The sequence below is a fragment of the Mycobacterium celatum genome (assembly GCF_002101595.1).
Lineage (GTDB): Bacteria > Actinomycetota > Actinomycetes > Mycobacteriales > Mycobacteriaceae > Mycobacterium > Mycobacterium celatum.
Genome location: NZ_LQOM01000015.1, coordinates 49,052 through 74,529 on the forward strand (window position 1 = coordinate 49,052; position 25,478 = coordinate 74,529).

General features: G+C 66.4%; 23 protein-coding genes and 1 tRNA gene. 13 read left to right on the forward strand and 11 right to left on the reverse strand.

Going from position 1 to position 25,478, the window contains the following annotated elements; translation table 11 throughout:
* Window positions 1-155 precede the first annotated feature (155 nt).
* Entirely contained in the window at window positions 156-935 is a 780-nt protein-coding gene (locus AWB95_RS03575) for a DNA-formamidopyrimidine glycosylase family protein (protein WP_062538299.1), read from the forward strand.
* Between the two features lie 49 nt (window positions 936-984).
* Window positions 985-1,395, forward strand: coding sequence for a hypothetical protein (locus AWB95_RS03580; RefSeq protein ID WP_062538300.1), 411 nt, complete (start codon window positions 985-987; stop codon window positions 1,393-1,395).
* Between the two features lie 3 nt (window positions 1,396-1,398).
* Here the strand turns inward: AWB95_RS03580 and coaE are convergent, their stop codons facing one another.
* From coaE to polA, 5 genes are all read right to left on the reverse strand, one after another.
* Complete coding sequence (coaE, locus tag AWB95_RS03585) at window positions 1,399-2,499, reverse strand: dephospho-CoA kinase (RefSeq protein WP_062538301.1); 1,101 nt, start codon at window positions 2,497-2,499, stop codon at window positions 1,399-1,401.
* Window positions 2,500-2,577: 78 nt separating this feature from the next.
* The gene (rpsA, locus tag AWB95_RS03590; RefSeq protein WP_062538302.1) at window positions 2,578-4,023 is read right to left on the reverse strand and encodes a 30S ribosomal protein S1; all 1,446 of its coding nucleotides are present in this window, start codon (window positions 4,021-4,023) and stop codon (window positions 2,578-2,580) included.
* A gap of 187 nt (window positions 4,024-4,210) precedes the next feature.
* Window positions 4,211-5,716: a carotenoid oxygenase family protein gene (locus AWB95_RS03595; protein WP_062538303.1), complete on the reverse strand. Its 1,506-nt coding sequence runs from the start codon at window positions 5,714-5,716 to the stop codon at window positions 4,211-4,213.
* Window positions 5,717-5,733: 17 nt separating this feature from the next.
* Complete coding sequence (locus AWB95_RS03600) at window positions 5,734-6,363, reverse strand: TetR/AcrR family transcriptional regulator (protein ID WP_062538304.1); 630 nt, start codon at window positions 6,361-6,363, stop codon at window positions 5,734-5,736.
* 2 nt (window positions 6,364-6,365) lie between these two features.
* Complete coding sequence (gene polA, locus AWB95_RS03605; protein WP_099539716.1) at window positions 6,366-9,029, reverse strand: DNA polymerase I; 2,664 nt, start codon at window positions 9,027-9,029, stop codon at window positions 6,366-6,368.
* Between the two features lie 164 nt (window positions 9,030-9,193).
* Between polA and AWB95_RS03610 the strand changes: the two genes are divergently transcribed.
* Both AWB95_RS03610 and AWB95_RS03615 read left to right on the forward strand, forming a co-directional pair.
* On the forward strand, window positions 9,194-9,634 hold the full coding sequence (locus AWB95_RS03610; RefSeq protein WP_062540834.1) for a Zn-ribbon domain-containing OB-fold protein: 441 nt from the start codon (window positions 9,194-9,196) through the stop codon (window positions 9,632-9,634).
* Window positions 9,619-10,827, forward strand: coding sequence for a lipid-transfer protein (locus AWB95_RS03615; RefSeq protein WP_269745753.1), 1,209 nt, complete (start codon window positions 9,619-9,621; stop codon window positions 10,825-10,827). Before AWB95_RS03610 ends, AWB95_RS03615 begins: the two co-directional genes overlap by 16 nt.
* 64 nt (window positions 10,828-10,891) lie before the next feature.
* Here the strand turns inward: AWB95_RS03615 and AWB95_RS03620 are convergent, their stop codons facing one another.
* A complete protein-coding gene (locus AWB95_RS03620) occupies window positions 10,892-11,497 on the reverse strand; it encodes an ANTAR domain-containing response regulator (protein WP_099539717.1) in 606 nt (201 codons plus the stop codon).
* A 100-nt stretch (window positions 11,498-11,597) separates the two neighbouring features.
* Between AWB95_RS03620 and AWB95_RS03625 the strand changes: the two genes are divergently transcribed.
* From AWB95_RS03625 to AWB95_RS03665, 9 genes are all read left to right on the forward strand, one after another.
* Window positions 11,598-11,671 (forward strand) — tRNA-Leu (locus AWB95_RS03625).
* A 10-nt stretch (window positions 11,672-11,681) separates the two neighbouring features.
* A complete protein-coding gene (locus AWB95_RS03630) occupies window positions 11,682-12,185 on the forward strand; it encodes a DUF488 domain-containing protein (protein WP_062540836.1) in 504 nt (167 codons plus the stop codon).
* 9 nt (window positions 12,186-12,194) lie between these two features.
* Window positions 12,195-13,526: an adenylate/guanylate cyclase domain-containing protein gene (locus AWB95_RS03635; protein ID WP_062540837.1), complete on the forward strand. Its 1,332-nt coding sequence runs from the start codon at window positions 12,195-12,197 to the stop codon at window positions 13,524-13,526.
* Between the two features lie 50 nt (window positions 13,527-13,576).
* Window positions 13,577-14,173, forward strand: a complete 597-nt coding sequence (locus AWB95_RS03640) for an HdeD family acid-resistance protein (RefSeq protein ID WP_373280793.1) — start codon at window positions 13,577-13,579, stop codon at window positions 14,171-14,173.
* A 110-nt stretch (window positions 14,174-14,283) separates the two neighbouring features.
* The gene (locus AWB95_RS03645; protein WP_062540838.1) at window positions 14,284-15,729 is read left to right on the forward strand and encodes a cytochrome ubiquinol oxidase subunit I; all 1,446 of its coding nucleotides are present in this window, start codon (window positions 14,284-14,286) and stop codon (window positions 15,727-15,729) included.
* Window positions 15,730-15,749: 20 nt separating this feature from the next.
* Window positions 15,750-16,796 carry a cytochrome d ubiquinol oxidase subunit II gene (gene cydB, locus AWB95_RS03650; protein ID WP_062540839.1) on the forward strand — a complete coding sequence of 349 codons (1,047 nt, stop codon included), beginning with the start codon at window positions 15,750-15,752 and terminating at the stop codon, window positions 16,794-16,796.
* Window positions 16,793-18,430, forward strand: a complete 1,638-nt coding sequence (cydD, locus tag AWB95_RS03655; protein WP_084707209.1) for a thiol reductant ABC exporter subunit CydD — start codon at window positions 16,793-16,795, stop codon at window positions 18,428-18,430. The genes cydB and cydD overlap by 4 nt, the downstream gene beginning before the upstream one ends.
* Window positions 18,431-18,434: 4 nt before the next feature.
* The gene (gene cydC / locus AWB95_RS03660) at window positions 18,435-20,084 is read left to right on the forward strand and encodes a thiol reductant ABC exporter subunit CydC (protein ID WP_062540840.1); all 1,650 of its coding nucleotides are present in this window, start codon (window positions 18,435-18,437) and stop codon (window positions 20,082-20,084) included.
* Window positions 20,081-20,596, forward strand: coding sequence for a DUF4190 domain-containing protein (locus tag AWB95_RS03665; RefSeq protein WP_139818452.1), 516 nt, complete (start codon window positions 20,081-20,083; stop codon window positions 20,594-20,596). The genes cydC and AWB95_RS03665 overlap by 4 nt, the downstream gene beginning before the upstream one ends.
* Here AWB95_RS03665 and AWB95_RS03670 read toward each other — a convergent pair.
* From AWB95_RS03670 to AWB95_RS03690, 5 genes are all read right to left on the reverse strand, one after another.
* Window positions 20,593-22,044 (reverse strand): bifunctional lysylphosphatidylglycerol flippase/synthetase MprF, encoded by a 1,452-nt coding sequence (locus AWB95_RS03670; protein WP_099539712.1) that lies wholly within the window; start codon window positions 22,042-22,044, stop codon window positions 20,593-20,595. The two genes, AWB95_RS03665 and AWB95_RS03670, sit on opposite strands and share 4 nt — an antisense overlap.
* 81 nt (window positions 22,045-22,125) lie before the next feature.
* A complete protein-coding gene (locus AWB95_RS03675; RefSeq protein ID WP_084707210.1) occupies window positions 22,126-22,968 on the reverse strand; it encodes an acyl-CoA thioesterase II in 843 nt (280 codons plus the stop codon).
* A 28-nt stretch (window positions 22,969-22,996) separates the two neighbouring features.
* Complete coding sequence (pyk, locus tag AWB95_RS03680) at window positions 22,997-24,415, reverse strand: pyruvate kinase (RefSeq protein ID WP_085167661.1); 1,419 nt, start codon at window positions 24,413-24,415, stop codon at window positions 22,997-22,999.
* 29 nt (window positions 24,416-24,444) lie between these two features.
* The gene (locus tag AWB95_RS03685) at window positions 24,445-24,858 is read right to left on the reverse strand and encodes a DUF2752 domain-containing protein (protein WP_062540842.1); all 414 of its coding nucleotides are present in this window, start codon (window positions 24,856-24,858) and stop codon (window positions 24,445-24,447) included.
* Window positions 24,848-25,192: an NINE protein gene (locus tag AWB95_RS03690; protein ID WP_062540843.1), complete on the reverse strand. Its 345-nt coding sequence runs from the start codon at window positions 25,190-25,192 to the stop codon at window positions 24,848-24,850. Before AWB95_RS03690 ends, AWB95_RS03685 begins: the two co-directional genes overlap by 11 nt.
* Window positions 25,193-25,478 lie beyond the last annotated feature (286 nt).

The following is a 25,478-nucleotide window of genomic DNA, read 5'->3' on the forward strand; positions in this document are numbered from 1 at the left end:
GGACGCGCGACGGCAAGCTGCGCCATCCACGCTACATCAGCTTGCGGACCGTCAAAGAAGCTCGCGAGGTGGTGAGGGAGTCACGCTGATGGCCTTACCCGCACCGGGTGTTGTGACCCGCCCACGCCGGCGACTGTCGAAACGGCTCGCCACGCATGCCTGAACTCCCCGACGTGGAAGGGTTCCGGCGCCGGCTGACCAACACGCTGCCCGGCCGACGGGTTCGGCACGTCGAAGTGCGCGATGCGGGTGTGCTGCGCAACACCAGCCCGCAGTCGCTGGGACGGGCACTGCGCGGCCGCCGCTTCGATATGCCGGGCCGGCATGGCAAATGGCTGATCTTGCCGACCGACGGCCCGACGATACTGGTGCACAGCGGCATGACCGGTCACCCGTACTACACGTCCGGGACCGAACCGGCCGATGGCCGGGTGCGGCTGGTGGTGACGCTGGATCGCGGCGACCTTCGCTATGCCGACCTGCGCAAGCTGCGAGGGGTGTGGCTCGCCACCGGCGACGACGACGTGGCCCGCGTGACGGGCCCGCAGGGCCCCGATGCACTGGACATCGACCTGCCGACGTTCCGGGATGTGCTGTCGGCTCGGCGCGGCGGGCTGAAGGCGACGCTGCTGAACCAGTCGGTGATCGCAGGGCTGGGCAACCTGCTGACCGACGAAATATGCTGGCAGGCAAGGCTGCATCCGTCCCGGGCGATCACGGGCCTCGACGGCGACGAGGTCATGCGGATGCACGCCACCATGCGGCGAGTGCTGCGCACCGCGGTGCGCCACGGCTGTGTCCCCGCGCTGCCACAGTGGCTCACCGGCGCGCGTGACGAGCCGGACCCGACCTGCCCGCGCTGCGGCGCCCGGCTGCGCCGCGGTCGTATCGGCGGCCGCACCTCGGTGTGGTGCCCGCGCTGCCAGCCTGGCTAGCCGGCAAAAGCATGGCCGCCACGCAATAGGTGGCGGTAATCTGGCAGTCATGAGCTCCGCCAAGCGCAAATGGATGGCGACAGCCGCCGTGACCGCCGCCGCCGTTGGCCTACAGTTAACTCCGCCGATCGCGTCCGCGGACCTGCACAACGTCACCTATATCGCCCGCATCGACGGGGTCGCCCCCGGCGGCCAGGCCACGTTCCGTATCCACGACGACGAGACCAGCAGCACCGGGCTGAGCTCAATGCCCGGCAACGCCTTCGAGGCGAATACCGTGCTGGCCGATCCGAGCAAGGCGGGCATGCAGGTGTCGGTCCCGTGGCCGTATGGGGCGAACGTCCATTGCGAGATCGACGTCGACGACAACGTCGCCGCGCAGGTCGACCGGTCGATCGGGCTGATGCTGGCCAACAACGACCCCAACCGGGTGGTGTCCTGCGGGGCCCCGCTGAGCTAGGGGTTACGGCCGCCAGCCGGTCGTGTCGGCCCATTCCCACGCCCGCTGATAAGTGTCCTGAAAGTAGTCTGCTACATCGGGATTGGCGCGATGCCAGTCCACCAGCAGCAGCGCGTACTGCTGGTTGGGCCAGCCGTCGACCCGCAGATGAACACGGGTCGGACGGCCCGGATCGGCGGAGCCGTGAATTCGCTTGCGCCACAAGCCGGGGTTGTCGGTGAGTGGCGCGTCCGCGGTGATGTCGTCGATGCGCGGATAACCCGCGGGCAGTAGTGTCTCGGCGAGTTCGTCTGCGGCGGCGAGGGATTCCACTGTGACCTGGATGTCGATGACGTCTTCCGCGTCCAGGCCGGGTACTGCGGTTGCGCCGATGTGGTCGACCCGCAACGCTTTTGACCCGCAGGCCGTTTTGAGCCGCGCGACGATGCGCTGCGCCTGCTCTGGCCAGCTCGGGTCGGCCGGGACGACGTGTGTCGGTGCTTCGACCACCCGGCGCGCACTGAGATTGTGTGCAAAAGGCACGATCCGGTGATTCCACACCTCGCGGGCCTGATCGGCCAACTCCTCCGGCGTGCCGGAATTGTCCAGCCACACATCGGCGACGGCGCGACGCGCTTCGTCGTCGGCCTGCGCAGCGATGCGGGCGCGGGCGTCGTCTTCGTCCATGCCGCGTTGTTCGACCAGTCGCCGCACCCGTACTTCGGCGTCGGCGTGCACGACGACGACAAGCGGGAACAGCGGCGCCATCTGCGACTCCACCAGCAGCGGAATGTCTTCGACGATCACGGCCTCGTCGGGCACGGCCGCGATGATTTCCTCGCGGCGCTTGCCGACCAGCGGATGAACGATTCCGTTGAGCGTCTTGCGGGCCTCGTCGTCTTGGAAAGCCTTGGCCGCCAACGCCGGCCGGTCCAGTGACCCGTCCGGCTGCAGAATGTCGTCGCCGAACGCCTCGACGAGCGCCGCCAATCCTTCGGACCCGGGTTCGACCACCTCGCGGGCGATCACGTCGGCGTCGACGATGACCCCACCGCATTGCTGGAAGGTGGCGGTTACCGACGACTTCCCGGCACCGATACCGCCGGTCAGCCCGATCCTCAGCATGCTGCTACACCGAGATCGACTTTTTGCCGCGAATTACTCGCACTTTTTCTGCAAAACGTCAATCTCGGCGACCAAGAACTAGGCGCTGCCGGCGAGCTTCTCCCGCAGCGCGGCAAGTTGCGCGTCGCTGGCCAGCGAACCGCCGCTGGACTGATCGTCGTCTGACGACCCGTTGGCCGGGCCGGAACCGTGCTCGGCCTCGGCGTGCTCGGCGGCGGCGAACTTCTCCATCTGCGCGGTGTGCATCTTGTGCCGCCGCTCGGCCTCGGCGTAGCGGGCCTCCCACTCGGCGCGCTGCTTTTCGAAACCTTCGAGCCACTCGTTGGTTTCGGGGTCGAAGCCCTCCGGGAAGATGTAGTTGCCCTGCTCGTCGTAGGAATCGGCCATGCCGTACTTGGCCGGGTCGAACTCTTCGGTGTAGTCCTCGTTGGCCTGCTTGAGCGACAACGAGATCCGGCGACGCTCCAGGTCGATGTCGATGACCTTCACCATCGCGTCGTCGCCGACCGCGACCACCTGGTCCGGCACCTCGACGTGGCGCTCCGCCAGCTCGGAGATGTGGACCAGACCCTCGATGCCCTCCTCGACACGGACGAACGCGCCGAACGGCACCAGCTTGGTGACCTTGCCCGGCACGATCTGGCCGATGGCGTGGGTGCGGGCGAAGTGCCGCCACGGGTCTTCCTGAGTTGCCTTGAGCGACAACGAAACCCGCTCGCGGTCCATGTCGACGTCGAGCACCTCGACGGTGACCTCGTCGCCGACCTGCACCACCTCGGACGGGTGATCGATGTGCTTCCAGGAAAGTTCCGAGACGTGCACCAGGCCGTCCACACCGCCGAGGTCGACGAACGCGCCGAAGTTGACGATCGACGACACCACACCCTTGCGGATGGCGCCCTTCTGCAGCTGGTTGAGGAATTCGCTGCGCACCTCGGACTGGGTCTGCTCCAGCCAGGCGCGGCGGCTCAGCACCACGTTGTTGCGATTCTTGTCCAGCTCGATGATCTTGGCTTCGATCTCCTTGCCGATGTACGGCTGCAGATCACGCACGCGGCGCATCTCGACCAGCGAGGCGGGCAGGAAGCCGCGCAGCCCGATGTCGAGGATCAGGCCACCCTTGACGACCTCGATGACGGTGCCCTTGACGGCCTCGTCCTTCTCCTTGAGCTCCTCGATCGTGCCCCACGCCCGCTCGTACTGTGCGCGCTTCTTGGACAGGATCAGCCGGCCCTCTTTGTCCTCCTTGGTGAGAACCAGGGCCTCGACCTTGTCGCCGACGGACACCACCTCGTTGGGGTCGACGTCGTGTTTGATGGACAGCTCGCGGGAGGGGATGACCCCTTCTGTCTTGTAGCCGATGTCGAGCAGGACCTCGTCCCGGTCAACCTTGACTATGGTCCCTTCGACGATGTCGCCATCGTTGAAGTATTTGATTGTTTTGTCGATGGCGGCGAGAAAGTCCTCGCTCGAGCCGATGTCGTTGACGGCTACTTGGGGCGAGGTGACGGTGGGACTCGGCATATGGGGGGTTGCTCCGGACAGGTTGGGTCGTAGGGACAGGTGTTTAGTACCCGTCGAGGCTACTCGACTGTGCACACGCTGGCCAAACTTGGCCTGCTCAACTGGTGTCGCGCGCCGACCGTAACGTCAAGGCGAAATTCCGGGTCGGAATTCGCTGTGACGTTCCATTCGCCGACGTCAGAGGCGGCTAGCGGGTCACCCGGCGGGCCACTCGGCTGGTGAACACGCCGTGATAGCTCATCGGCACGTGGAATGGCAGCCACGCCTCGGCGATCGGCCCGTCGTCCACATGTGCCGCGTCGAGGACGATCAACCTGCTGCGATGCTGCGATTCGTCATACCCGACGGTGAGCAGCCAGCCGTCGTCCTCCGCGATGCCGCCCGGCCGGGACACAAACGTCGGCTCCACCAGCATGTGCCCGGCCGGGCAGTAGGCCTGGACGGCGCCGGTGTGTTGGTCGACCCGCGCGACACCTTGGCCCTGAAACCGGCCCGGGTCCTGCACGGCCACGTAGGACACCGTGTGCGGCAGCGTGGAGCGCCGCTGGTCGATCTGCGGAAACTCGCAGCCGAAGTCGGCCAGCGGCTCTCGTGTCACCCGGCCCGACGGGGTGATGCGGAACCGGGTCAGAACCACCGCGTCCTCGATCGCTCCGTAGCCGTCAATTTGCGCGATGTCCGAGCGGATGTGCGCGGTGTAGTTCTTCATCCCGTCGTAGGTCTGTGGGGCGAACCGCGGCAGTTCGACGACGACGTCGTCGCCGTCGTCGTGGGCGTTGGTGAAATGCCAGTGGTAGAACGGATCGGTCTCGACCACCCGGATCCGGCTTCCGTCGCGAGGGGCGAGCACGAAGTACGACGGCGTATCGCGCTTGAAACGCATGGAATCCCAATAGGATTGGTATCCGGTCAGCGCCCACGGGTTGATCCGCAGCGGTGACACCACGAAGATCGCGTAGCGCTGCGTCAGCGCCATGTCGTGCACGACGCCCATCCCCGGCAGCGGCACGGCGCGCAGATAGCGGGTCACGCCGTCGGCGCCGGTCTCGTAGAGCCGCAAGCGCACCCGGGGCACTGCCTCTGCAAGCAGGTCACGCAGCCGCATCCGGCGGACATCGATGCGCGGGAAGTACGGGTCGAACCCGAAGTTGACCCTGGTGTTGGCGATCGGGTCGTAGGTGTAGTGCGCCGAATATGCCCGGACCGGCCCTTTGAGCACCCCGCCGAGGTCGCACAGTCCGCGGGTGGCCAGGGTGTCGAGGTCCAGCTCATGAGGCCGTCCGCCCTCCCACAACGCCAGCAGTTGGCCCGGGTTGACCATGACGCTGGTGTTGGCGGTGTTGGCCGGCAGTCGCAGCGCGTTGCGCAGCACGCCGCCGCGGCGCTGATGGGTGAAGCCGCGATCCACCAGGCGCCCGGCCGCCATCGACCTCAGGTAGTGCTTGGTGCGCACGAACCGGTTGCGGAAGCACACCCCCGAACCGTCGAGCACGAATGCGCTGACCATGCCGTCGGCGTCGAAAATGCTTTCCACCTCCGAGGATCCGACGTTCCAACGGCCGGATCCGTTGCGGTACAGGGTGCCGATGAGGCCGTCGGGCAAAGTGCCGGTGATTTCGGTCACGTCGACGTCGCATTCGCCGACGATGCTCTCCCAATACCGCGAGGGGATTTGAACGTCCGCCAGGACCATAAAAGACAGTCTGTCTATTATGCCATGCCGCTGTCAATACCTCGAATGTCTTCGGCTTTGAACGGCAGCGCGGCGCCGCCGTCCCAGCACAGGGCCGTGAGGTGCTCGACGAGCGCGGCCCGCGACATCGCCCCGGTGCGGCACCACCACTCGGCGGCGGCCACCGCGGATCCCACGATGGCCCGCGACCAGGGAGCGGCCGCCAGCCGGGCGTGGTCGGAGTCGAACGCCGTCGCCAGCATCTGCTCAACCGCGGCACCGAGTTGCTCGAAGACACTGGTCGACGGGTCGCCGCTCAACGCGCGGCAGAGGTTGGGCTCGTCGTGCATCCACGCGCAGATCACGTCGAAGAACAACGCCATCCGCTGCCGAAGGTCGGTGGAACCGGCTGCGCGCGTGGTGATTTCACCGAGCAGGCGCTGCGCGGTGCGTTGACTCAACGCCGCCAGTAGCGCGTCGCGGTTGGGAAACATGGCATACACCGCGGACCGGACGAACCCGGCCTCGGCGGCGACGTCGCCCAGGCCCACCGATGCCCCCTTGGCGCGGATCGCCTGTTCGGCCGCGTCGAGCAGCGCGGCGCGTCGCTCGTCGGGATTCACCCGGGAGCCGGCCGGGCGGCCACGACTGCGCTTGACCGGGCGCATGGTCAGTGCGCCGCTGCGTCCCAGGTGCGGCCGTAGCCCAGCGATACCTCCAGCGGCACGTCGAGCGGATAGGCGCCGCACATCTTGTCGCGCACCAGCGCCTCAAGCTGGTCCCGCTCCCCCTCGGCCACCTCGAACAGCAGCTCGTCGTGCACCTGCAGCAGCATCCGTGACTTGAGCCGCGCCGCCTTGAGCGCCTTGTCCACCTCGATCATCGCCACCTTGATGATGTCGGCGGCGCTGCCCTGGATGGGCGCGTTGAGCGCGGCCCGCTCCGCGGCCTCGCGGACCTGGCGGTTGCTGCTGTCCAGCTCGGGTAGGTAGCGCCGCCGGCCCAGCACCGTCGAGGTGTAGCCGTCCTTGCGGGCCTGCTCGACGACGGCGTGCAGATAGTCGCGGACGCCGCCGAAACGGGCGAAGTAGGCGTCCATCTGTTCCTTGGCTTCCTCGGTGGAGATCTTCAGCTGCTGCGACAGACCGTAGGCGCTCAGCCCGTAGGCCAGCCCGTAGGACATCGCCTTGACGCGGCGTCGCAGTTCGCCGGTGACCTCCTCGATCGGCACGCCGAATGCGCGGGACGCGACGAACGAGTGCAGGTCCTCGCCGGTGCGGAACGCTTCGATCAGCCCGGAGTCCTGCGAGAGATGCGCCATGATCCGCATCTCGATCTGACTGTAGTCGGCGGTCATCAGCTCGCCGTAGCCCGCGCCCACCACGAACGCGTCCCGGATCTCGCGGCCGGCCTCGGTGCGGATCGGGATGTTCTGCAGGTTCGGTTCTGTCGACGACAACCGCCCGGTCGCCGCGATGGTCTGGTTGAACGTGGTGTGGATACGTCCATCGGCGGCAACGGCATTCAGCAACCCGTCGACGGTGACCTTGAGCCGGGTGACGTCGCGGTGAGTGAGCAGATGCTGCAGGAACGGGTGGCCGGTCTTGTCGAACAGCGACTGGAGGGCGTCGGCATCGGTGGTATATCCGGTCTTGGTGCGCTTGGTTTTCGGCATCTCCAGCTCGTCGAACAGCACGACCTGAAGCTGTTTGGGTGAGCCGAGGTTGATCTGCTTGCCGATCACCGCATAGGCCGCTTCGGCGGCGTCGCGGATCTGGTCGCCGAATTGGCTTTGCAGCTCGGTCAACCGGTCGAGGTCGACGGCGATGCCGGCGGCTTCCATGCCCGCGAGCACGCCCTGCACCGGCAACTCCATCTCGGCCAGCAAGGCCTGCGAGTCGATGCGGGCCAGTTCGGCGTCCAGCGCGTCGGCCAGGTCGGCGACCGCCTGGGCCCGCAGAATCGTGGTCTGGACGGCCTGGTCGTCGACGCCATCGCTATCATCCAGCAGCGAAAGTTGCTGCTGCTCAGCGGTTTCCGCGCGCAACTCGCGGCGCAGGTAGCGCAGCGACAGGTCGTCGAGGGTGAAGCTGCGCTGGCCGGGCCGCACCAGGTAAGCGGCCAGGGCGGTGTCGGACGTGACGCCGTTGAGGGTCCAGCCGCGGCCGGCCAGGTCGTGGATGGCCAGCTTTGCCTCGTGCAACGCCTTCGGCTTGTCGTGGTCGGCGAGCCAGGCGGCCAGCGCCGTCTCGTCGTCGGGAGTCAGGGTGGCGGTGTCGACGTAGGCGCCGTCGCCGTCCGCGGCGGCGATGGCCAGCGCGCTTGCGTCGCCGTCGTAGGCCACGTGGGTGCCCACCACCGCCAGCCCGGACCGCCGCCCGTCGCCGGCGTGCTCGGCCAGCCACTGCCCGACCGTGCCGGGTTCCAGCGCGCCGCCGCGCACGTCGAATCCCTCGTCGACCTCGGGCTCGACGGCCGCCAGCGTCTCGAACAGCCGGTCGCGCAGCACCCGGAATTCCAGGTGGTCGAACAGCTGGTGGATCTGGTCGCGGTCCCAGGGCTGCATGCGCAGCGTGTCGGGTGTCTGCGCCAGCGGCACCTCTCGGATCAGCTCGGTGAGTTCGCGGTTGCGCACCACGCTGGCCAGATGCGCCCGCAATGCGTCGCCCACTTTGCCTTTGACGGTGTCGACGTTGTCGACCAGCTCTTGCAGCGAGCCGTATTCGGCGATCCATTTGGTCGCCGTCTTCTCCCCCACGCCGGGGATGCCGGGCAGATTGTCGCTGGGATCACCACGCAGCGCGGCGAAATCGGGATATTGCTTAGGTGTCAACCCGTATTTTTCGACGACGGCCTCCGGGGTGAACCGGGTCAGCTCGCTCACGCCTTTGCGCGGGTAGAGCACCGTCACGTCGTCGCTGACCAGTTGCAGCGAGTCACGGTCGCCTGTGACCACCAGCACCCGGTAGCCGTCTTTTTCGGCCTGGGTGGCCAGCGTGGCAATGATGTCGTCGGCTTCGAAACCGGGTTCGGCGAGCACGGTAATGCCCAGCGCGGCAAGAACTTCCTTGGTGACGTCGATCTGGCCGTGAAACTCGTCGGGGGTCGACGTGCGGTTGGCCTTGTACTCGGGGTAGCGGTCCGAGCGGAACGTTTGCCGCGACACGTCGAACGCGGCGGCGACGTGCGTCGGTTGTTCGTCGCGCAGCAGATTGATCAGCATCGCAGTGAACCCGTAGACCGCGTTGGTGGTCAGCCCGCCGGCGGTCTTGAAGTTTTCCGCCGGCAGCGCGTAGAACGCCCGGAACGCCAGCGAATTGCCGTCCAGCAGCATCAACGTCGGCTTGCCGTCAGCGGCCTGGCCGGGTTGCGTCTTGGCGCTTGCGGTCTTCGCTGGGCTCACGGCTTCAACTCTAGGCATCGGCTCCGACGTCGAGTCCACCGCCGCAAAACTGGAACACGTTTCAGTTTCGCCGCTGTTCTCGGTACGCTGGCCGGGTGTCTGCAGCTATCCGCCAGGAACCGGCCGTCGACGGCTGGTTCGCGACCGACGACTCTGGTTCGCCGCATCTGATCGGCGCCAAATGCCCGCAGTGCGGCACCTATGTGTTTCCGCCGCGCGCCAACAATTGCCCGAACCCCGCGTGCGACGGCGACCTGCTGGAGCCGGTCGCGCTGTCGCGGCGCGGCACGCTGTGGAGCTACACCGAAAACCGCTACGCCCCGCCGCCGCCGTACCCCTCGCCTGATCCGTTCGAGCCGTTCGCTGTCGCCGCGGTGCAACTGGCTGAGGAAGGGCTGATTGTGCTGGGCAAGGTGGTCGACGGCACACTGGCCGCCGACTTGAAGGTCGGCATGGAGATGGAACTGACCACCATGCCGCTATTTGTCGACGGCGACGGCGTCGAGCGGATCGTCTACGGCTGGAGGATCGCGTGACTGAGCCGGTCTACATTCTCGGCGCGGGCATGCATCCGTGGGGTAAATGGGGTCGCGACTTCACCGAATATGGGGTGGTTGCCGCCCGCGCGGCGTTGGCCGAGGCCGGCCTGGACTGGCGGCAGGTCCAGCTGGTGGCCGGCGCGGACACCATCCGCAACGGCTATCCGGGTTTCGTCGCCGGATCGACGTTTGCGCAGAAACTCGGGTGGAACGGCGTCCCGGTGAGCTCGAGCTACGCGGCGTGCGCCAGCGGCTCGCAGGCGTTGCAGAGCGCCCGCGCCCAGATCCTGGCCGGTTTCTGCGACGTCGCTCTGGTGATCGGCGCCGACACCACGCCGAAGGGGTTCTTCGCACCGGTCGGCGGTGAGCGCCGCAACGACCCGGATTGGCAGCGGTTCCATTTGATCGGGGCCACCAACCCGGTGTATTTCGCGTTGCTGGCGCGACGCCGGATGGATCTGTACGGCGCCACACTCGAGGACTTCGCGCAAGTGAAGGTCAAAAACGCGCGCCACGGTCTGCAGAACCCGAATGCCCGCTACCGCAAGGAAGTGTCGATCGACGACGTGCTGGCCAGCGCGGTGGTGGCCGACCCGCTGCGGCTGCTGGACATCTGCGCCACCTCCGACGGCGCGGCGGCGCTGATCGTGGCCAGCGCGAAGTTCGCCCGTCAGCACCTCGGCTCACTGGATGGTGTGCCGTCGGTGCGGGCGGTCAGCACGGTCACGCCGCGCTACCCGCAGCACCTGCCCGAATTGCCTGATATCGCAACGGATTCCACGGCCGTCGTGCCTGCACCGGAGCGGGTGTTCAAGGATCAGATCCTCGACGCCGCCTACGCCGAAGCCGGTATCGGGCCGGAGGATCTGAGCCTGGCCGAGGTCTACGACCTGTCCACCGCCTTGGAGCTGGACTGGTACGAACATCTAGGACTGTGTCCCAAGGGTGAGGCCGAGGGCCTGCTGCGCAGCGGGGCGACGACGATCGGCGGCCGTGTCCCGGTCAACCCGTCGGGCGGGCTGGCCTGCTTCGGCGAGGCCATCCCCGCGCAGGCGATCGCCCAGGTCTGCGAGCTCACCTGGCAGCTGCGCGGTCAGGCCACCAGCCGGCAGGTCGAGGGCGCCAAGGTCGGTATCACCGCCAACCAGGGCCTGTTCGGCCACGGCTCGTCGGTGATCGTCGCCAAGTAACGGCGAGCAGACGCGAAAGTCCCCGACACGCCGGTGTTCTGGGGGCTTTTACGTCTGATCGCGGTCAGGTATCCAGCGTCTCCAAGACCACTTCGGCCACCCGCTTCATCGTGGTGCGGCGGTCCATCGCGGCCCGCTGAATCCACTTGAACGCCTCCGGCTCAGTCATGCCCTGCTTGGCCTGCAGCAGACCTTTAGCCCGTTCGACGAGCTTGCGGGTTTCCAGCCGGTCGGACAGCGTCGCCACTTCCCGTTCGAGCGCGCTGATCTCGCTGAACCGGCTCAGCGCCAGCTCGATCGCCGGGACCAGGTCGCTGGCGGTGAACGGCTTCACCAGGTAGGCCATCGCGCCGGCGTCGCGGGCGCGCTCCACCAGATCCCGCTGGCTGAACGCCGTCAACACCACGATCGGCGCGATGCGTTTGCTCGCGATCTCCGATGCGGCGTCGATGCCGTCGCGTCGCGGCATTTTCACGTCCATGATCACCAGGTCGGGCTTGAGCTGCTCGGCCAATTCGACCGCCTCCTGGCCGTCGCCGGCCTCGCCGACGATGTCGTAGCCCTCCTCACGCAGCATCTCGGACAGGTCCATCCGGATGAGGGCCTCGTCCTCGGCGATCAGGACTCGGCGCGGGGCCGGAGCAGCGGCATCGGTCGTTGGGCCGGTCATGCCCGCCATTGTGTCAGCGGGTGGCCGCGTTCCGTGACCGCGGGGTTGAGACACGGCGCGATCGCACGCATCCTCTATGGTGGGAGGCCGTAGAAACCACGCCCTCGTATCCCAACTGGCAGAGGAAACGGATTCAAAACCCGTACAGTGTGAGTTCGAATCTCACCGAGGGCACTCACCACCAGTGCTGTACACCATCGGCCACGGCGCCAAAACCGCAGACGAGCTCGCGGCCTCACTCCGCCAACACGACATCGACCTCTTGGTCGATGTGCGCAGCTTCCCCGGCTCACGGCGCAACCCCGACGTCTCGAAACAGGTCATGCCCGACTGGCTGGCCAAGGCGGGCGTCGACTACCGCCACGAACCCGGCCTCGGTGGCCGTCGCAAACCGCCCGAGCACCCGGTACCGCGGGACCGATGGTGGGAAAACCAGCAGTTCGCCAACTACGCCGCCCACACCCGTACGCCCGAATTCCAGGCCGCATACCAGCGGCTCCTGCAGGATGCCGATAGCCGAAACGTCGCCATCATGTGTGGCGAGCCGACGTGGTGGCGCTGCCACCGCCGGATGATCGCGGACCTGGCCACCCGCGGCGGACGCCTGGTGCGCCACATCATGCCCAACGGGTCACTATCCGACCATCGCATGTCGGAGTGGCTGACCAGTCCGCTGGAGGACGGTTAGGCTTTTGCCGTGGCGGCTAAGAAGTGCGGTGCGCCGCCGGACTGGACAGCGGGATCCTCCCGAAAGCCGGACTGTGTCGCAGCAGTGCGGACTCAATCGCGCGCCCGCACGCAGCACTATGTCGACAGCGTCTCGCGGCGCCTGCGGGTACTCAAAATCACCGCATGGATAGGCGCGGCCATCCTCGTGGGCTTCGCAATCCTCGAACTCTTCAGCGTTCACACCGCTCCGTGGATCCCCATCTTCCAACTGGTCGTCGCGGCAATCTATGTGATGACCCCGATGCTGTACCGCTTCGGCGAACTCGTCGCGCCGCTGACCTTCGTGGGCTTCGGGTACGCAACGATCTTCCTCCTCTGCTGGACCGTAGGCACCGGCTCGGGCCTGCAGTACTACTTCCTGGTCGCCGCCACACTCGTGGTACTCACGCTCGGCATTGAGCACATCATTCTGGCGGCGACGCTGGCGGGCGTCGGGGCCGCGCTGGCAATCACCGTCCAGTTCTTGGTCCCGTATGACACCGGCGTCCAACCGGCCTGGGCGCAGACGACGGGATTCATCGTCACGATTGCTTCCGCGTGCATCATGGTCGTCGCGACGGTGTGGTACGCGCTGCGCGAGATCGCCCGCGCCGAAGCGGTCATGGAAGCGGAGTACGAACGCTCCGAGACACTGCTGGCCAACATCATGCCGACCAGCATCGCGGCCCGGCTGAAGGACCCCGCGCGAAACGTCATCGCCGACAAGTACGACGAAGCGTCCGTGCTGTTCGCCGACATCGCGGGCTTCACCGAGCGTGCCAGCGACACCAATCCTGCTGAGCTGGTTCGGTTTTTGGATCGGCTCTACACCGAGTTCGACACGCTGGTCGACAAACACCGGCTGGAGAAGATCAAAGTCAGCGGCGACTCCTACATGGTGGTCAGCGGTGTGCCGTGGCCGCGCCGCGACCACGTCGAGGCTCTTGCGCAGCTTGCGCTGGACATGAAGGACGCGGTGGCCGATTTGAAAGACCCGCAGGGCCGCCCGGTTCCGCTGCGCATCGGCTTGGCCACCGGGCCCGTCGTCGCCGGCGTCGTGGGTTCCCGCCGGTTCTTCTACGACGTGTGGGGCGACGCCGTCAACGTCGCCTCGCGAATGGAATCCACCGACGCGGTCGGGCGCATCCAGGTGCCCGAGCCGGTGTACGAGCGGCTCAAAAACGACTTCCTGCTCGAGGAGCGCGGCGACGTCGCCGTCAAGGGCAAGGGCGTGATGCGCACCTGGTATCTGGTCGGCCGCAGACCAGATGCCGACTCCGGCGGACGGCGCGCCGCGGCGTCACAACCGGCCGGCGTCTGACAGTCCCGGCAAACCCCACATCGACATCCGATTTGTGGGAAACTTCGCGCATGCAACCTAATGTTGTCCCAAATTTGCTGCCGCATCTGTGGAAGTCGACCCTGATATCAGGCGTCCTTGCGTTGATTCTCGGCGTCCTGATCTTTGTCTGGCCGGGCGATAGCATCGTCGCCGCCGCAATCCTTTTCGGTGTCTATCTGCTCATCACTGGGGTAGCCCAGGTCGTGTTCGCTTTCAGCTTGCACATCTCCGCCGGCGGGCGAGTGCTCTTGTTCATCAGCGGGGCAGCCTCACTGGTTTTGGCGGTGTTGTGCTTCCGGCACTTCGGTGAGGGTTACGCGATTCTGCTGCTGGCCATCTGGATCGGCGTGGGCTTCATTTTCCGCGGTGTGGCGACGACGGTGTCGGCGATCAGTGACCCAGCTCTGCCCGGACGCGGATGGGAAATATTCATCGGGGTGGTCAGCCTATTGGCCGGCATCGTCATGCTCGCATCGCCTTTCGAATCCCTGGCAGTGCTGACAATGGTCGTCGGCATCTGGCTTGTCGTGATCGGCGTGTTCGAGATCGCGTCGTCGTTCGGAATCCGTCGGGCCTCCAAAGAGCTGACCAACGCGTTCTCGGGTGAGGCACCGGGCGCGATCTGAGCGCGCCCGGTGATCTCCGCGACATCGTGGTAGATCACCACCACCTGGTCTACTACACTGCGTCGTAGTAAGTCGCAGCAGCACACCCCCGCAGTCTCGGGAGATGGCCGATGGACGTCGTCGACGTGTCGCGGTGGCAGTTCGGTATCACCACCGTCTACCACTTCATCTTCGTGCCGCTCACAATCGGCCTGGCGCCGCTGATCGCCGTCATGCAAACCGTGTGGGTCATCACCGGCAACGACGCCTGGTATCGGCTCACCAAGTTCTTCGGCAAGCTGTTTTTGATCAACTTCGCCATCGGCGTGGCCACCGGCATCGTGCAGGAATTCCAGTTCGGGATGAACTGGAGCGAGTACTCACGCTTCGTCGGCGACGTCTTCGGCGCACCGCTGGCCATGGAAGGCCTGGCCGCGTTCTTCTTCGAGTCGACGTTCATCGGGTTGTGGATTTTCGGTTGGAGTCGGCTGCCGCGGCTGGTTCACCTGGCCTGCATCTGGATTGTGGCGATCTCGGTGAACGTGTCGGCGTTCTTCATCATCGCCGCGAACTCGTTCATGCAGCATCCGGTTGGCGCGCACTACAATCCGCTTACCAGACGTGCCGAGCTGACCAGCATCATGGCGTTGTTCACGAACAACACTGCGCAGGCAGCGGTTTCGCACGCAGTCGCCGGTGCGTTGTTGACGGGGGGAACGTTCATTGCGGCGGTGTGCGCGTGGTGGATGGTGCGGGCGACGGACGACGATGCGCGACGCATGTATCGCCCGGCGACCATCTTGGGATGCCTGGTGGCGCTGGCCGCCGGGGTCGGATTGTTCTTCACCGGCGACGCGCAGGGCAAGCTGATGTTCCACCAGCAGCCGATGAAGATGGCTTCCGCGGAATCGTTGTGCGACACGCAGACCGATCCGGACTTCTCCATCCTGACCGTCGGCAGGCAGAACAACTGCGACGCTCTCACCCGCGTGATCGAGATGCCCTATGTCCTGCCGTTTTTGGCTGAAGGCCGATTCGATGGCGTGACGCTGCAAGGTGTTCGGGACATCCAGCGGGACAACCAGGAGCGGTTCGGACCAAACGACTACCGGCCCAACCTGTTCGTCACCTACTGGTCTTTCCGGGCGATGATCGGGCTGCTGGCTGTCCCCTTGTTGTTTGCGGCGACCGCACTGTGGTTGACCCGCCGCGGCCGGGTTCCCGATCAGCGATGGTTCGCCCGGCTGGCGCTGCTGACCATTCCCACGCCGTTCCTGGCCAACAGCGCCGGCTGGGTCTTCACCGAAATGGGCCGCCAGCCCTGGATCGTCGTGCCTAACCCCACCGGCGACCAGCAGGTCCGTCTCCTCGTCGCCGAGGGCGTGTCACACCACGCGCCCGGAATGGTGGTCGGCTCGCTGGTGACATTCACTCTGGTTTACGCGGTGCTGGCCGTCATCTGGTTCTGGTTACTGAAACGCTATGTCGCCGAAGGACCGTTGGAGCACGACGCGGAACCGGCACCGCCCGCCCCGCCGGCCGTCGACGAGGTGGCACCACTGTCGTTCGCGTATTGAGACCCGAAAGGAGTTGACCCGTGGCGCTTCACCAGCTGTGGTTCGGCGTGCTCGCGGTGCTGTTCCTCGGGTTCTTCATCTTGGAAGGCTTCGACTTTGGCGTGGGCATGCTGATGGAGCCGCTGGCGCACCTGGGCGGCGGCGATCCGGAAATGCAGCGCCGCGCCGCGCTCAACACCATCGGCCCGGTGTGGGACGGCAACGAGGTGTGGCTGATCACTGCGGGCGGTGCGATGTTCGCGGCTTTTCCCGGCTGGTACGCGACGGTGTTCTCCACGCTCTACGTGCCGCTGCTGGTGATCCTTGCAGGCATGATCCTGCGCGCGGTCGCGATCGAATGGCGCGGCAAGATCAACGACACGACGTGGCGCCGCTGGGCCGACGTCAGTATCGCGGCCGGGTCGTGGCTGCCCGCGCTGCTGTGGGGTGTGGCGTTCGCGGCTCTGGTCCGCGGCCTCCCGGTGGATGCCGACCATCAGGTCCGGCTGTCGTTCGTCGATGTGCTCAACACCTACACGGTGCTGGGCGGCCTGGCCACCACCGGGCTGTTCCTGTTCTACGGGGCGGTGTTCATTGCGCTGAAGACATCGGGTTCGATCCGAGACGACGCGTTGCGGTTTGCGCTGTGGTTGTCGCTGCCGGCGACGGGACTCTTTGCCGCCTTTGGGCTTTGGACGCAACTGGCTTACGGCAAGGGTTGGACCTGGCTGGTGCTCGCGGTTGCGGTGGTCACGCAAGCGGCGGCCGTGGCGGTGGTGGCCACGCGCAAGCGGGAGGGCTGGGCGTTCTGCTGTGTCGCGCTTGTTGTGGCGGCCGTGGTGGTGCTGCTGTTCGGCGCGCTGTATCCCAATCTGGTGCCGTCGACACTGGATCCATCGTGGAGCCTGACGATCGACAACGCGTCATCGACGCCGTATACGTTGACGATCATGACGTGGGCGGCGGTGATTTTCGCCCCGTTGGCGATGGCCTACCAAGCATGGACGTATTGGGTGTTCCGACAGCGGATCTCGGCCGATCGCATTCCACCGCCGACCGGTCTGGCGCGAAGAGCGTCGGAAGCATGAGCAGCCGGGCGCCGCTGGACCCGCGATTGTGGCGCGGGACTGCGGTGCTGCGGCGCTTTCTTGTCGCCACCGTGGCCTGCGGCGTGGTGATCTCCGGCTGTGCGCTCGCTTCGGCGATTGTGCTGGCGCACATCGTTTCCCGGGTGATCACCGAACCCGGTGCGCGTGGTCTTCAGCAGTGGATGCCGATGCTGTCGATTCTGCTGGCGCTGTGGGCTATTCGCAGTGCCGCGCAATGGCTGCAAGCGCGGCTGGGACAGCGCGGCGCCAGTGCCGCGATCGCCGACCTCGGCGGGCGGGTACTCGCCGCGGTGACGGCCCGGCAGCCTAGGCAACTGGCGGCACAGCGCGACGCCACCGCAGCGGTGTTGACCCGTGGCCTCGACGCGTTGCGACCGTACTTCACCGCGTATCTCCCTGCGCTACTGCTGGCCGCGATCCTGACCCCGGCCAGCGTCGTCGTGGTCGCGCTGTACGACGTGAGATCCGCGGTGATCGTGCTGATCACGTTGCCGCTCATCCCGATTTTCATGGTGCTGATCGGATTGGCCACCGCTCAGCGCTCGGCAGCCGCGCTGGCCGCGATGACCACGCTGCAGGCCCGGCTACTCGATCTCATCGCCGGCATTCCCACCCTGCGGGCATTGGGCCGGGCCGCCGGCCCTGAGCGGCGCATCGCGGAACTGGCCGCGGCACACCGGCGGTCGGCGATGGCAACGCTGCGCATTGCGTTTCTTTCGGCGCTGGTGCTGGAACTACTGGCCACGCTGGGTGTCGCGCTGGTCGCGGTGAGTATCGGTTTGCGGCTGGTGTTCGGCGGAATTAGCCTGACCGCGGGCCTCACCGTGTTGTTGCTGGCCCCCGACGTCTACTGGCCGCTGCGGCGCATCGGGGTGGAATTCCATGCCGCTCAGGATGGCCGGGCCGCCGCGGACAAAGCCTTCGCGCTGATCGAGGGTTCACCGACGGCGGCGTCAGGCACTCGGACCGTCGATGCACACGGCGCAGCAATTCGCATCGAGAATCTCAGCGTGACCGGCCGCGACGGCCAGTGCCCACATGATCTCAGCGCGGTGATCGAGCCGGGCCGGGTGACGGTGCTGACAGGGCCCAACGGCGCGGGCAAGAGCACCACGCTGCAAGTGATTGCCGGTATCACGGCACCCAGCGCGGGCCGCGTCACCGTGGCCGGCATCGACGTCGCCGATCTGGATCTGGCGAGGTGGTGGCGGCAGCTGTCCTGGTTGCCGCAGCGCCCGGTGCTGGTGCTCGGAACCATCGCCGAGAACCTGCGCTTGTTCGGCGACCTGGCTGACATCGAGGCCGCTTGTGCCGCGGCATGTTTCGACTCCGTGCTGGCCGAGCTGCCCGACGGCATGCGCACGCGGATCGGGCGTGGTGGGGTTGGGCTCTCGCTGGGTCAGCGGCAACGCGTCGGCTTGGCCCGTGCGCTCGGCACGCGGGCGCCGGTGCTGCTGCTCGACGAGCCCACCGCACACCTGGATGCCGCAACCGAAGCCGCGGTGCTGCGGGCGATTGTCGAGCGGGCCCGCGCCGGCGCGACCGTGGTGGTCGTGGGTCACCGCGAGCAGGTCGTCGGGATCGGTGACCGGGTCGTCCAGGTGGGCAGGTAGTGCCATGCCCAGGTCTGACCCATTGCTTGTCGCGGTGAAGCTGCTGCGTCCACGGCTGCCGCGCCTGCTGTTGGCCGTCACGCTGGGCGTACTTTCGCTTGGCAGTGCGCTGGCACTGGCCGGGGTGTCTGCCTGGCTGATCACCCGGGCCTGGCAGATGCCGCCGGTCCTGGACCTCTCGGTCGCGGTGGTGGCTGTCCGAACGTTCGCGATTTCCCGTGGCGTACTGCACTATTGCGAGAGGCTGGCCAGCCACGACACCGCGTTGCGTGCGGCCGGCAGGGCCCGCGCAGAAATCTACTCCCGCCTGGCGCACGGCCCGGCCGATGTCGCCACCCGGCTGCACAGCGGTGAACTGGTGGCGCGCGTCGGCGCTGACGTCGACCAGTTGGCCGACGTGTTGGTCCGCGCCCTACTGCCGATCTGCGTCGCGGCGGTACTGGCGGTCGCGGCGACCACCGTCGTCGCTGTCATCTCGGGAGCGGCGGCCGCGATCATGGCCGTCTGCCTGCTGGTTGCGGGCGTGGTGGGGCCGTGGCTGGCCGCGCGGGCCGCGGCCACACAGGAAGCCATTGCGCGGCAACACCATTCCGAGCGCGACGTGTCCGCCATGCTGGCCCTCGAGCACGCGGCCGAGCTGCGTGTCGGCGGAACCCTGCCGGAGGTGATCGCCGACTCTCAACGCCGGCAACGTGATTGGGGGAACGCCATCGACGCCGCGGCCAGGCCGGCTGCCGCCGCCGAGGCCATCCCCACCGCCGCGATCGGGATCAGCGTGTTGGGTGCCGCGGTGGCGGGGATCGGGATGGCAACCGCTGTTGCACCGACGACATTGGCCATTCTGATGTTGTTGCCGCTGTCGGCTTTCGAGGCGATTGGGCCGCTTCCGGCTGCCGCTGTCCAGTTCACCCGGTCGCGGCTCGCGGCGCGGCGGCTCATCGGCCTGGTACCCGACGAGCCGCCCCCACCGAGTCAATCGCCGCGACCGGCCACGGGCTGCCGGCTGCGCGCCCCCGGTATCGATCTGTCGCCGGGGTGCCGGCTGGCGGTTACCGGTGCCAGCGGCTCCGGCAAGACGACGTTGCTGATGACCCTTGCGGGGCTGCTGCCGCCGCTCAACGGGGAGGTCACACTCGGCGGCACAGCCGTGGACGAGCTGGACGAAAGCGAATTACGCAGCGTTGTCATGTTTTTCGCAGAGGATGCACACATCTTCGCCACCACCGTCCGGGACAATTTACTGGTCGCCCGCGGCGACTGCGGCGACGACGAACTGGTGGCGGCGCTGCGACGGGTGGGCCTCGGTGAGTGGCTGGCCAGTCTTCCCGACGGCCTGGCGACGGTGTTGTCCGGCGGCGCGCACGCGCTGTCGGCCGGCCAGCGCAGACGCCTCCTGCTGGCCCGGGCGATGATCTCGCCTGCGCGGATCCTGCTGCTCGACGAGCCGACCGAGCACCTCGATGCCGCTGACGCCGAACCCATTTTGCGCGGCCTGCTCGACCCCGATGGCGGTCTCATCAGTGCTGAGCGAACGGTCGTGGTGGCTACTCACCACCTGCCCAACGGCATTCGTTGTCCAGAGCTGCGCGTCGAGGCGGGCAGGTACCCTGGCTGGCAATCGTCCACGGCGCCCGATCTGGAGAGCAAGCCATGACCGAGTCCCCCGACAAGCCGCCGGAAAATCCCCCGCCGGCGTACCCGCACCCATATCTGTATCCGCCGGGCGGCTATCCCGGCGGTTATCCACCGCCGCCGCCCTATTACGGCTATCCCCCGCCATCCGCCATCCCGAAGAACGGGCTGGGCATCGCGTCGCTGGTATTGGCTATCGTCGGCCTGCTCTTCGTCTGGTCGGTATTCGGCGGCGTCGTGCTCGGACTCGTCGCGACGGTGCTGGGATTCCTCGGGTGGGCGCGAGTCAAGCGCGGCGAAGCCAACAACGGTGGGGTCGCAATCGCAGGCATCGTGCTCGGCATCGTGGGCATCGTCGTCGGACTTGCGTTCGCCGCCATATGGATAGCGCTGTGGAAAGACGTCGGCGGCGACAACTATTTCGACTGTCTGGACCGGGCCGGCTCAAATCGCATTCGCCAGCAGCAATGCGCGGATCAGTTCCGCGAAAACGTCCAGGACCGGTTGAGCGTCACGCTCACGCCCACACCCTAGAGCCGACGGCGTCGCGGCATGAACTCCAGCGTCAAAAGCACATACAGCAGGGGAATAACCTGGGTCAATCTGATCAGCACGTAGCGGCGATCGCCCAATGCGTGGAACTTACGCAGATAGCGGTAGAGCGACTCGAGCGCAATCAGCGGATCGCCCAAGTGGATCAGCCGGTAGACAATGCTCTGCATCCAACTGCGATTCTTCTCGTCGAAGATCTCCGGAAACGCCGCAAAGGCCAGCGACAATCGCTGCGCCCCAGCATCTTTGGCGGCATACACCATGTCGACACTGAGCCGCTCGTCGATTCCGTTGGGAGCGCCGCGGCGGCGCCACGGCACGTCGAGGCTGACATCGCTGCCGCCGCCAGCAAGCGCATAGCGGTGAAAGCCCTGCACCCGGCCCGAAGCATCCTTGGCGATGATCAACTGCACGCCCGGATAACGGCCTTCCAGAGCGCCGTCCAGGGCCATCGCGAATCCACGTTCGGTGTGCGCGCCGCTGGGTGATGCCCGCAGCACCTCGACCAGTTCCGCGAGCCGCTTCTCGTCGAGCTCCTGCTCGGCGACAATCTCGGTGGTGACGCCGAAATTGTGGGTGCGCTTGACGGCTTGACGCAGGTTACGGAACTTGCGCCCGACCATCTCGAAATCCTGCACGTCGATGACGACGTCGCGACCAATCGGCACCGGCCGCAGCGACTGTCCCACCACAGCCGGATCGCTCCACAACTCAAGCCGTCGCTCGCTGCAACCCAACACCACGATTCGCCAGCCGCGGGTATGACACATGGCCGTGAAATCGGCGACCAGTTGCGGGAATTGGGTTTCGTCCCCGATCGGGTCACCGCTGACTACCGCAAATCCGACGCGGGTGCGGTAGGCCAGCGCCGCTTTACCGTCGCCGCTGAAGTGGTAGGACTTGTTGACCTGCATGGCGAACGGCGCCAGCGGGTCACCGGCCGTGGCGTTGATCAGCGACCACACTCTCGGCAGTTCCTCTGGTTGCGGACGCGCCGATGTCGGCCACATCAGCGCGAGGCCCGTCCCCGCGATCAGCAAGTCGCCCAACAGATCGAAGGACAACACGTGCGCGGCAACTCCGGTGACCAGCATCAGAGCCGCCACGATCGCGTGCTTGGCCGTCACCGGGCGGCCCAGGAAGATCCCACGGGCGATCAACGCGACCGCAGCCAGCACGGTCAGCGACCATGCCAGCCGGCCGGCGGGCTCCCAGTCGGCATGCCGGTGGTCGCGCACCACAAGGGTGATCAGCCAGCATGCCGCGCTCAGCAAGGCCAGTGCGCTGATCCACCGGGCCGCCGAAGAATTGACGTGGACGACGACCCGCTCGCTGGCCCGGAGTCTGGGTTGGACGTCGACCGACGACTCGTTCACACCCACCTCCGGTTTGCTCTGTGTCGTCGTCCTGACCTCGTTGGGAGTACCCAGAAGGTTACGCTCTGACCCTGATAGCCATACCAGTACACCGCGCGTCGCAACCGGATCGTTGCCGGCCAGTCACCGTCGCACCTATCGCCGCGAACTGGGGAAATACTTCACGACGCCTTCCTGCACCACGGTGGCGACGGCACGGCCGGAGCGGTCGAAGAAATGACCGCTGCCCAGCCCGCGGGAATCCGCTGCAACCGGCGACGAGGTGGAATAGAGCACCCAGTCGTCGAAACTGACCTGACGGTGAAACCACACCGAATGATTGACGGTGGCGGCGAAGATCCGGTCGAATCCCCACGACAGGCCGTGGGTGGTGATGATCGAGTCCAGCACCGTCGTGTCCGAGCAGTACAACATCGTCGCGGTGTGCAGTACGGGATCGTCGGGCAGCACACCGTCGGCTTTCACCCAGACCCGGTTGTAGTCCAGCCGCTCGCCCTTGTCTCGCATCACCCAGGAGGGGTCGTTCGTGTAGCGCCACTCGATCGGTTGCAGCGCACTGACGAACAGCGGAACGGTGTCTTCGTAGCCACGCAGGAGTTCCTTGATGGGCGGCAACGTATCCGGGTCGGCGACGTCGGGTGGTTCGACGTTGTGCTCGAGGCCGCGTCCGCCGGCCAGGTAGGAGATCATCCCGGAGGCCAACAGCGTTCCGTCCTGCATCACGTCGATCCGCCGGTTGGCGAAGCGGCGTTCGTCGCGCAGCCGCACCACCCGGAATTCGATGTCTTTGGCGGTGTCGCCGCCGTTGATGAAATGAACGGACAGCGCATTGGGCGGCAGGTCGCGGTTCAGGGTGCGGCTGGCCGCGACGAACGATTGCGCCATCAACAGGCCGCCGAATGTGCGCGGCGGGTTCTTGCTGGGATGGGACCCGATGAAGACGTCGTCGCCCATGGGATGGAGGTCGAGCACCTTCATCAGCTCGTCGAAGTCGGACACTGGGTACTTAGACGTCTTCCTCGCCGATGCGGTGCACGTGGATCAGGTTGGTTGACCCGACGGTGCCCGGTGGCGCGCCGGCGACGATGACGACGAGATCGCCGCGCTTGTAGCGACCGAGTTCCAACAGCGATTTGTCGACCTGGCGGATCATGCCGTCGGTGGACTGCATGTGCGGGACGATGAACGTCTCGGTGCCCCACGTCATCGCCAGTTGGCTGCGCACCTCGGGCAGATCGGTGAACGCGAGCAGCGGCAGCGGGGTATGCAGTCTGGCGAGTCGCCGCACGGTGTCACCGGACTGGGTGAACGCGACCAGCGCCTTGGCGTCGAGCCGTTCGCCGATGTCGCGGGCGGCGTAGGAGATCACGCCCCGCTTGGTGCGAGGGACATGGGTCAGCGGCGGAGCCGCTGTCGAATTCTCTTCGACCGCACAGATAATGCGCGACATAGTCTGGACGGCCGCCAATGCGTGTTTGCCGACCGCGGTTTCGCCGGACAACATCAGCGCGTCGGCGCCGTCGAGCACAGCGTTGGCGACGTCGGAGGCCTCCGCCCGCGTCGGTCGTGAGTTCTCGATCATCGAGTCGAGCATCTGGGTCGCGACGATGACGGGTTTGGCGTTCTCCCTGGCCATTTGGATGGCCCGCTTCTGCACGAGCGGGACCTCTTCGAGCGGAAGCTCGACGCCCAAATCGCCGCGAGCCACCATCACGGCATCGAACGCCAACACGATGGCTTCGAGATTGTCGATGGCTTCCGGCTTCTCGAGTTTCGCGATCACCGGCACCCGGCGACCGACCCGGTCCATCACCTCGTGGACCAGCTCCACGTCGGACGGCGAGCGCACGAACGACAGCGCCACCATGTCGACGCCCAAGTCCAAAGCGAACTCAAGATCCTGGATGTCCTTGTCCGACAACGCCGGAGCAGACACGTTCATCCCGGGCAGCGACATTCCTTTGTTGTTGCTGACCGGGCCGCCCTCGGTGACGGTGCACACCACGTCGTCACCCTCGGTGTGTTCCACTACCAAGCTGACCTTGCCGTCGTCGACCAGGACGCGGTCGCCGGGCGCGGCGTCCTTGGCCAGCTGCTTGTAGGTCGTCGACACCCGGTCGTGAGTGCCTTGGCAGTCAGCAACCGTGATCCGCACCGTTTCGCCGTTGGCCCAGTAGGTCGGGCCCTCGGCGAAGCGCCCCAACCTGATCTTGGGGCCCTGCAGGTCGGCGAGCACACCGACGGCGCGACCCGTGGCATCCGAGGCGGCGCGAACACGTTCGTACGCGGCCTTGTGATCGCTGTAGTCGCCGTGGCTGAAGTTCATTCGGGCCACGTCCATTCCGGCCTCGACCAGCGCCCTGACTTGCTCGTCAGTGCTGCTGACCGGGCCGAGAGTACAGACGATCTTGCCGCGTCTCGCCACGACGACAAAGCATAGTCGTGGTGCCTGAGCTACCCGGTGAATAGCGTCGGAACCAGTGGGAAACCGGGCAGATTGCGCAACACGGTCCAGGCCATGGTTGCGACCACGATTGTCACAATCGCCGGCACTGGCAGCACTGTTTCCCGGCGCTGGCGGCGGACCAGGATCCATACCGCCAGGATCGGGATTCCGACTAGGAGGAACACGTTGTCGGTGACGGCCTGGACGAGGTTGCCGTGCAATACGTCATGGGTCATGCGAAGCCCGCCGCACGCGGGGCAGTCCCAGCCGGTCAGCAGCCGGAAGGGGCAGGCGGGAAATAGCGAGTTTTCGTTGTGCGGGTCGACGAGTCCGACGTAGCCAAGGGCGCCTGTCAGCAGCGCGCCAGTGCCCAGCGCGCCGTAGATGCGGCGCCGCTGCGGTAGCGCCGGGCTAGGTTCCATCTCGCAACGGGCGGCCCTGCGGGTCGCGCACCTTGTCGGTGAGTATCAGCACGGAGTCGACGACGCCCCAGACTGCGGCGCCCAGCCCGAAGGTGACCAAACCCACGATCAACTGTGCGATTCCGAGCCCAATCTGGCCAAGGTAGATGCGGCCGATTCGGGCGATCCCGAGTAGACCGATCAGCTGGAGAAGACCGGCGACCACCTTCGATTTGTCCGACAGCGGCTCGCCTGTGACGGGGTGTCGACCATAGGGCGCCGCCGGGTCCACGTAGTTAGCCGGCGGATACGGCGGCTGTGCTCCGGCAAACGGGTCGGTCACGCCCTTCAGCATGCCAGTTCTGCATGCGGGCTGCGCTGCTATCGCTCCGACCTGCGCCTTAGCTTGCTCAGCCGAGATCGCCACCCTCGTGTGGTTAGCTCTGCCACTTGCGGCCCGGGCTTCTCGGGCTCTACCTCAGTCTCCGGTTCCTCAGGCTCGGGTTCTTCAGGCTCTTCGGCCGCGGATTCCTCGGGCTCGTCGGCCTCTTCTTGTGTCTCTGCCTTAGTGGTCTGCGACATAATTACAGTGACGTAATTTAGATCCCACACTTTTGTACGATTACGTGTCATGGTTCCCT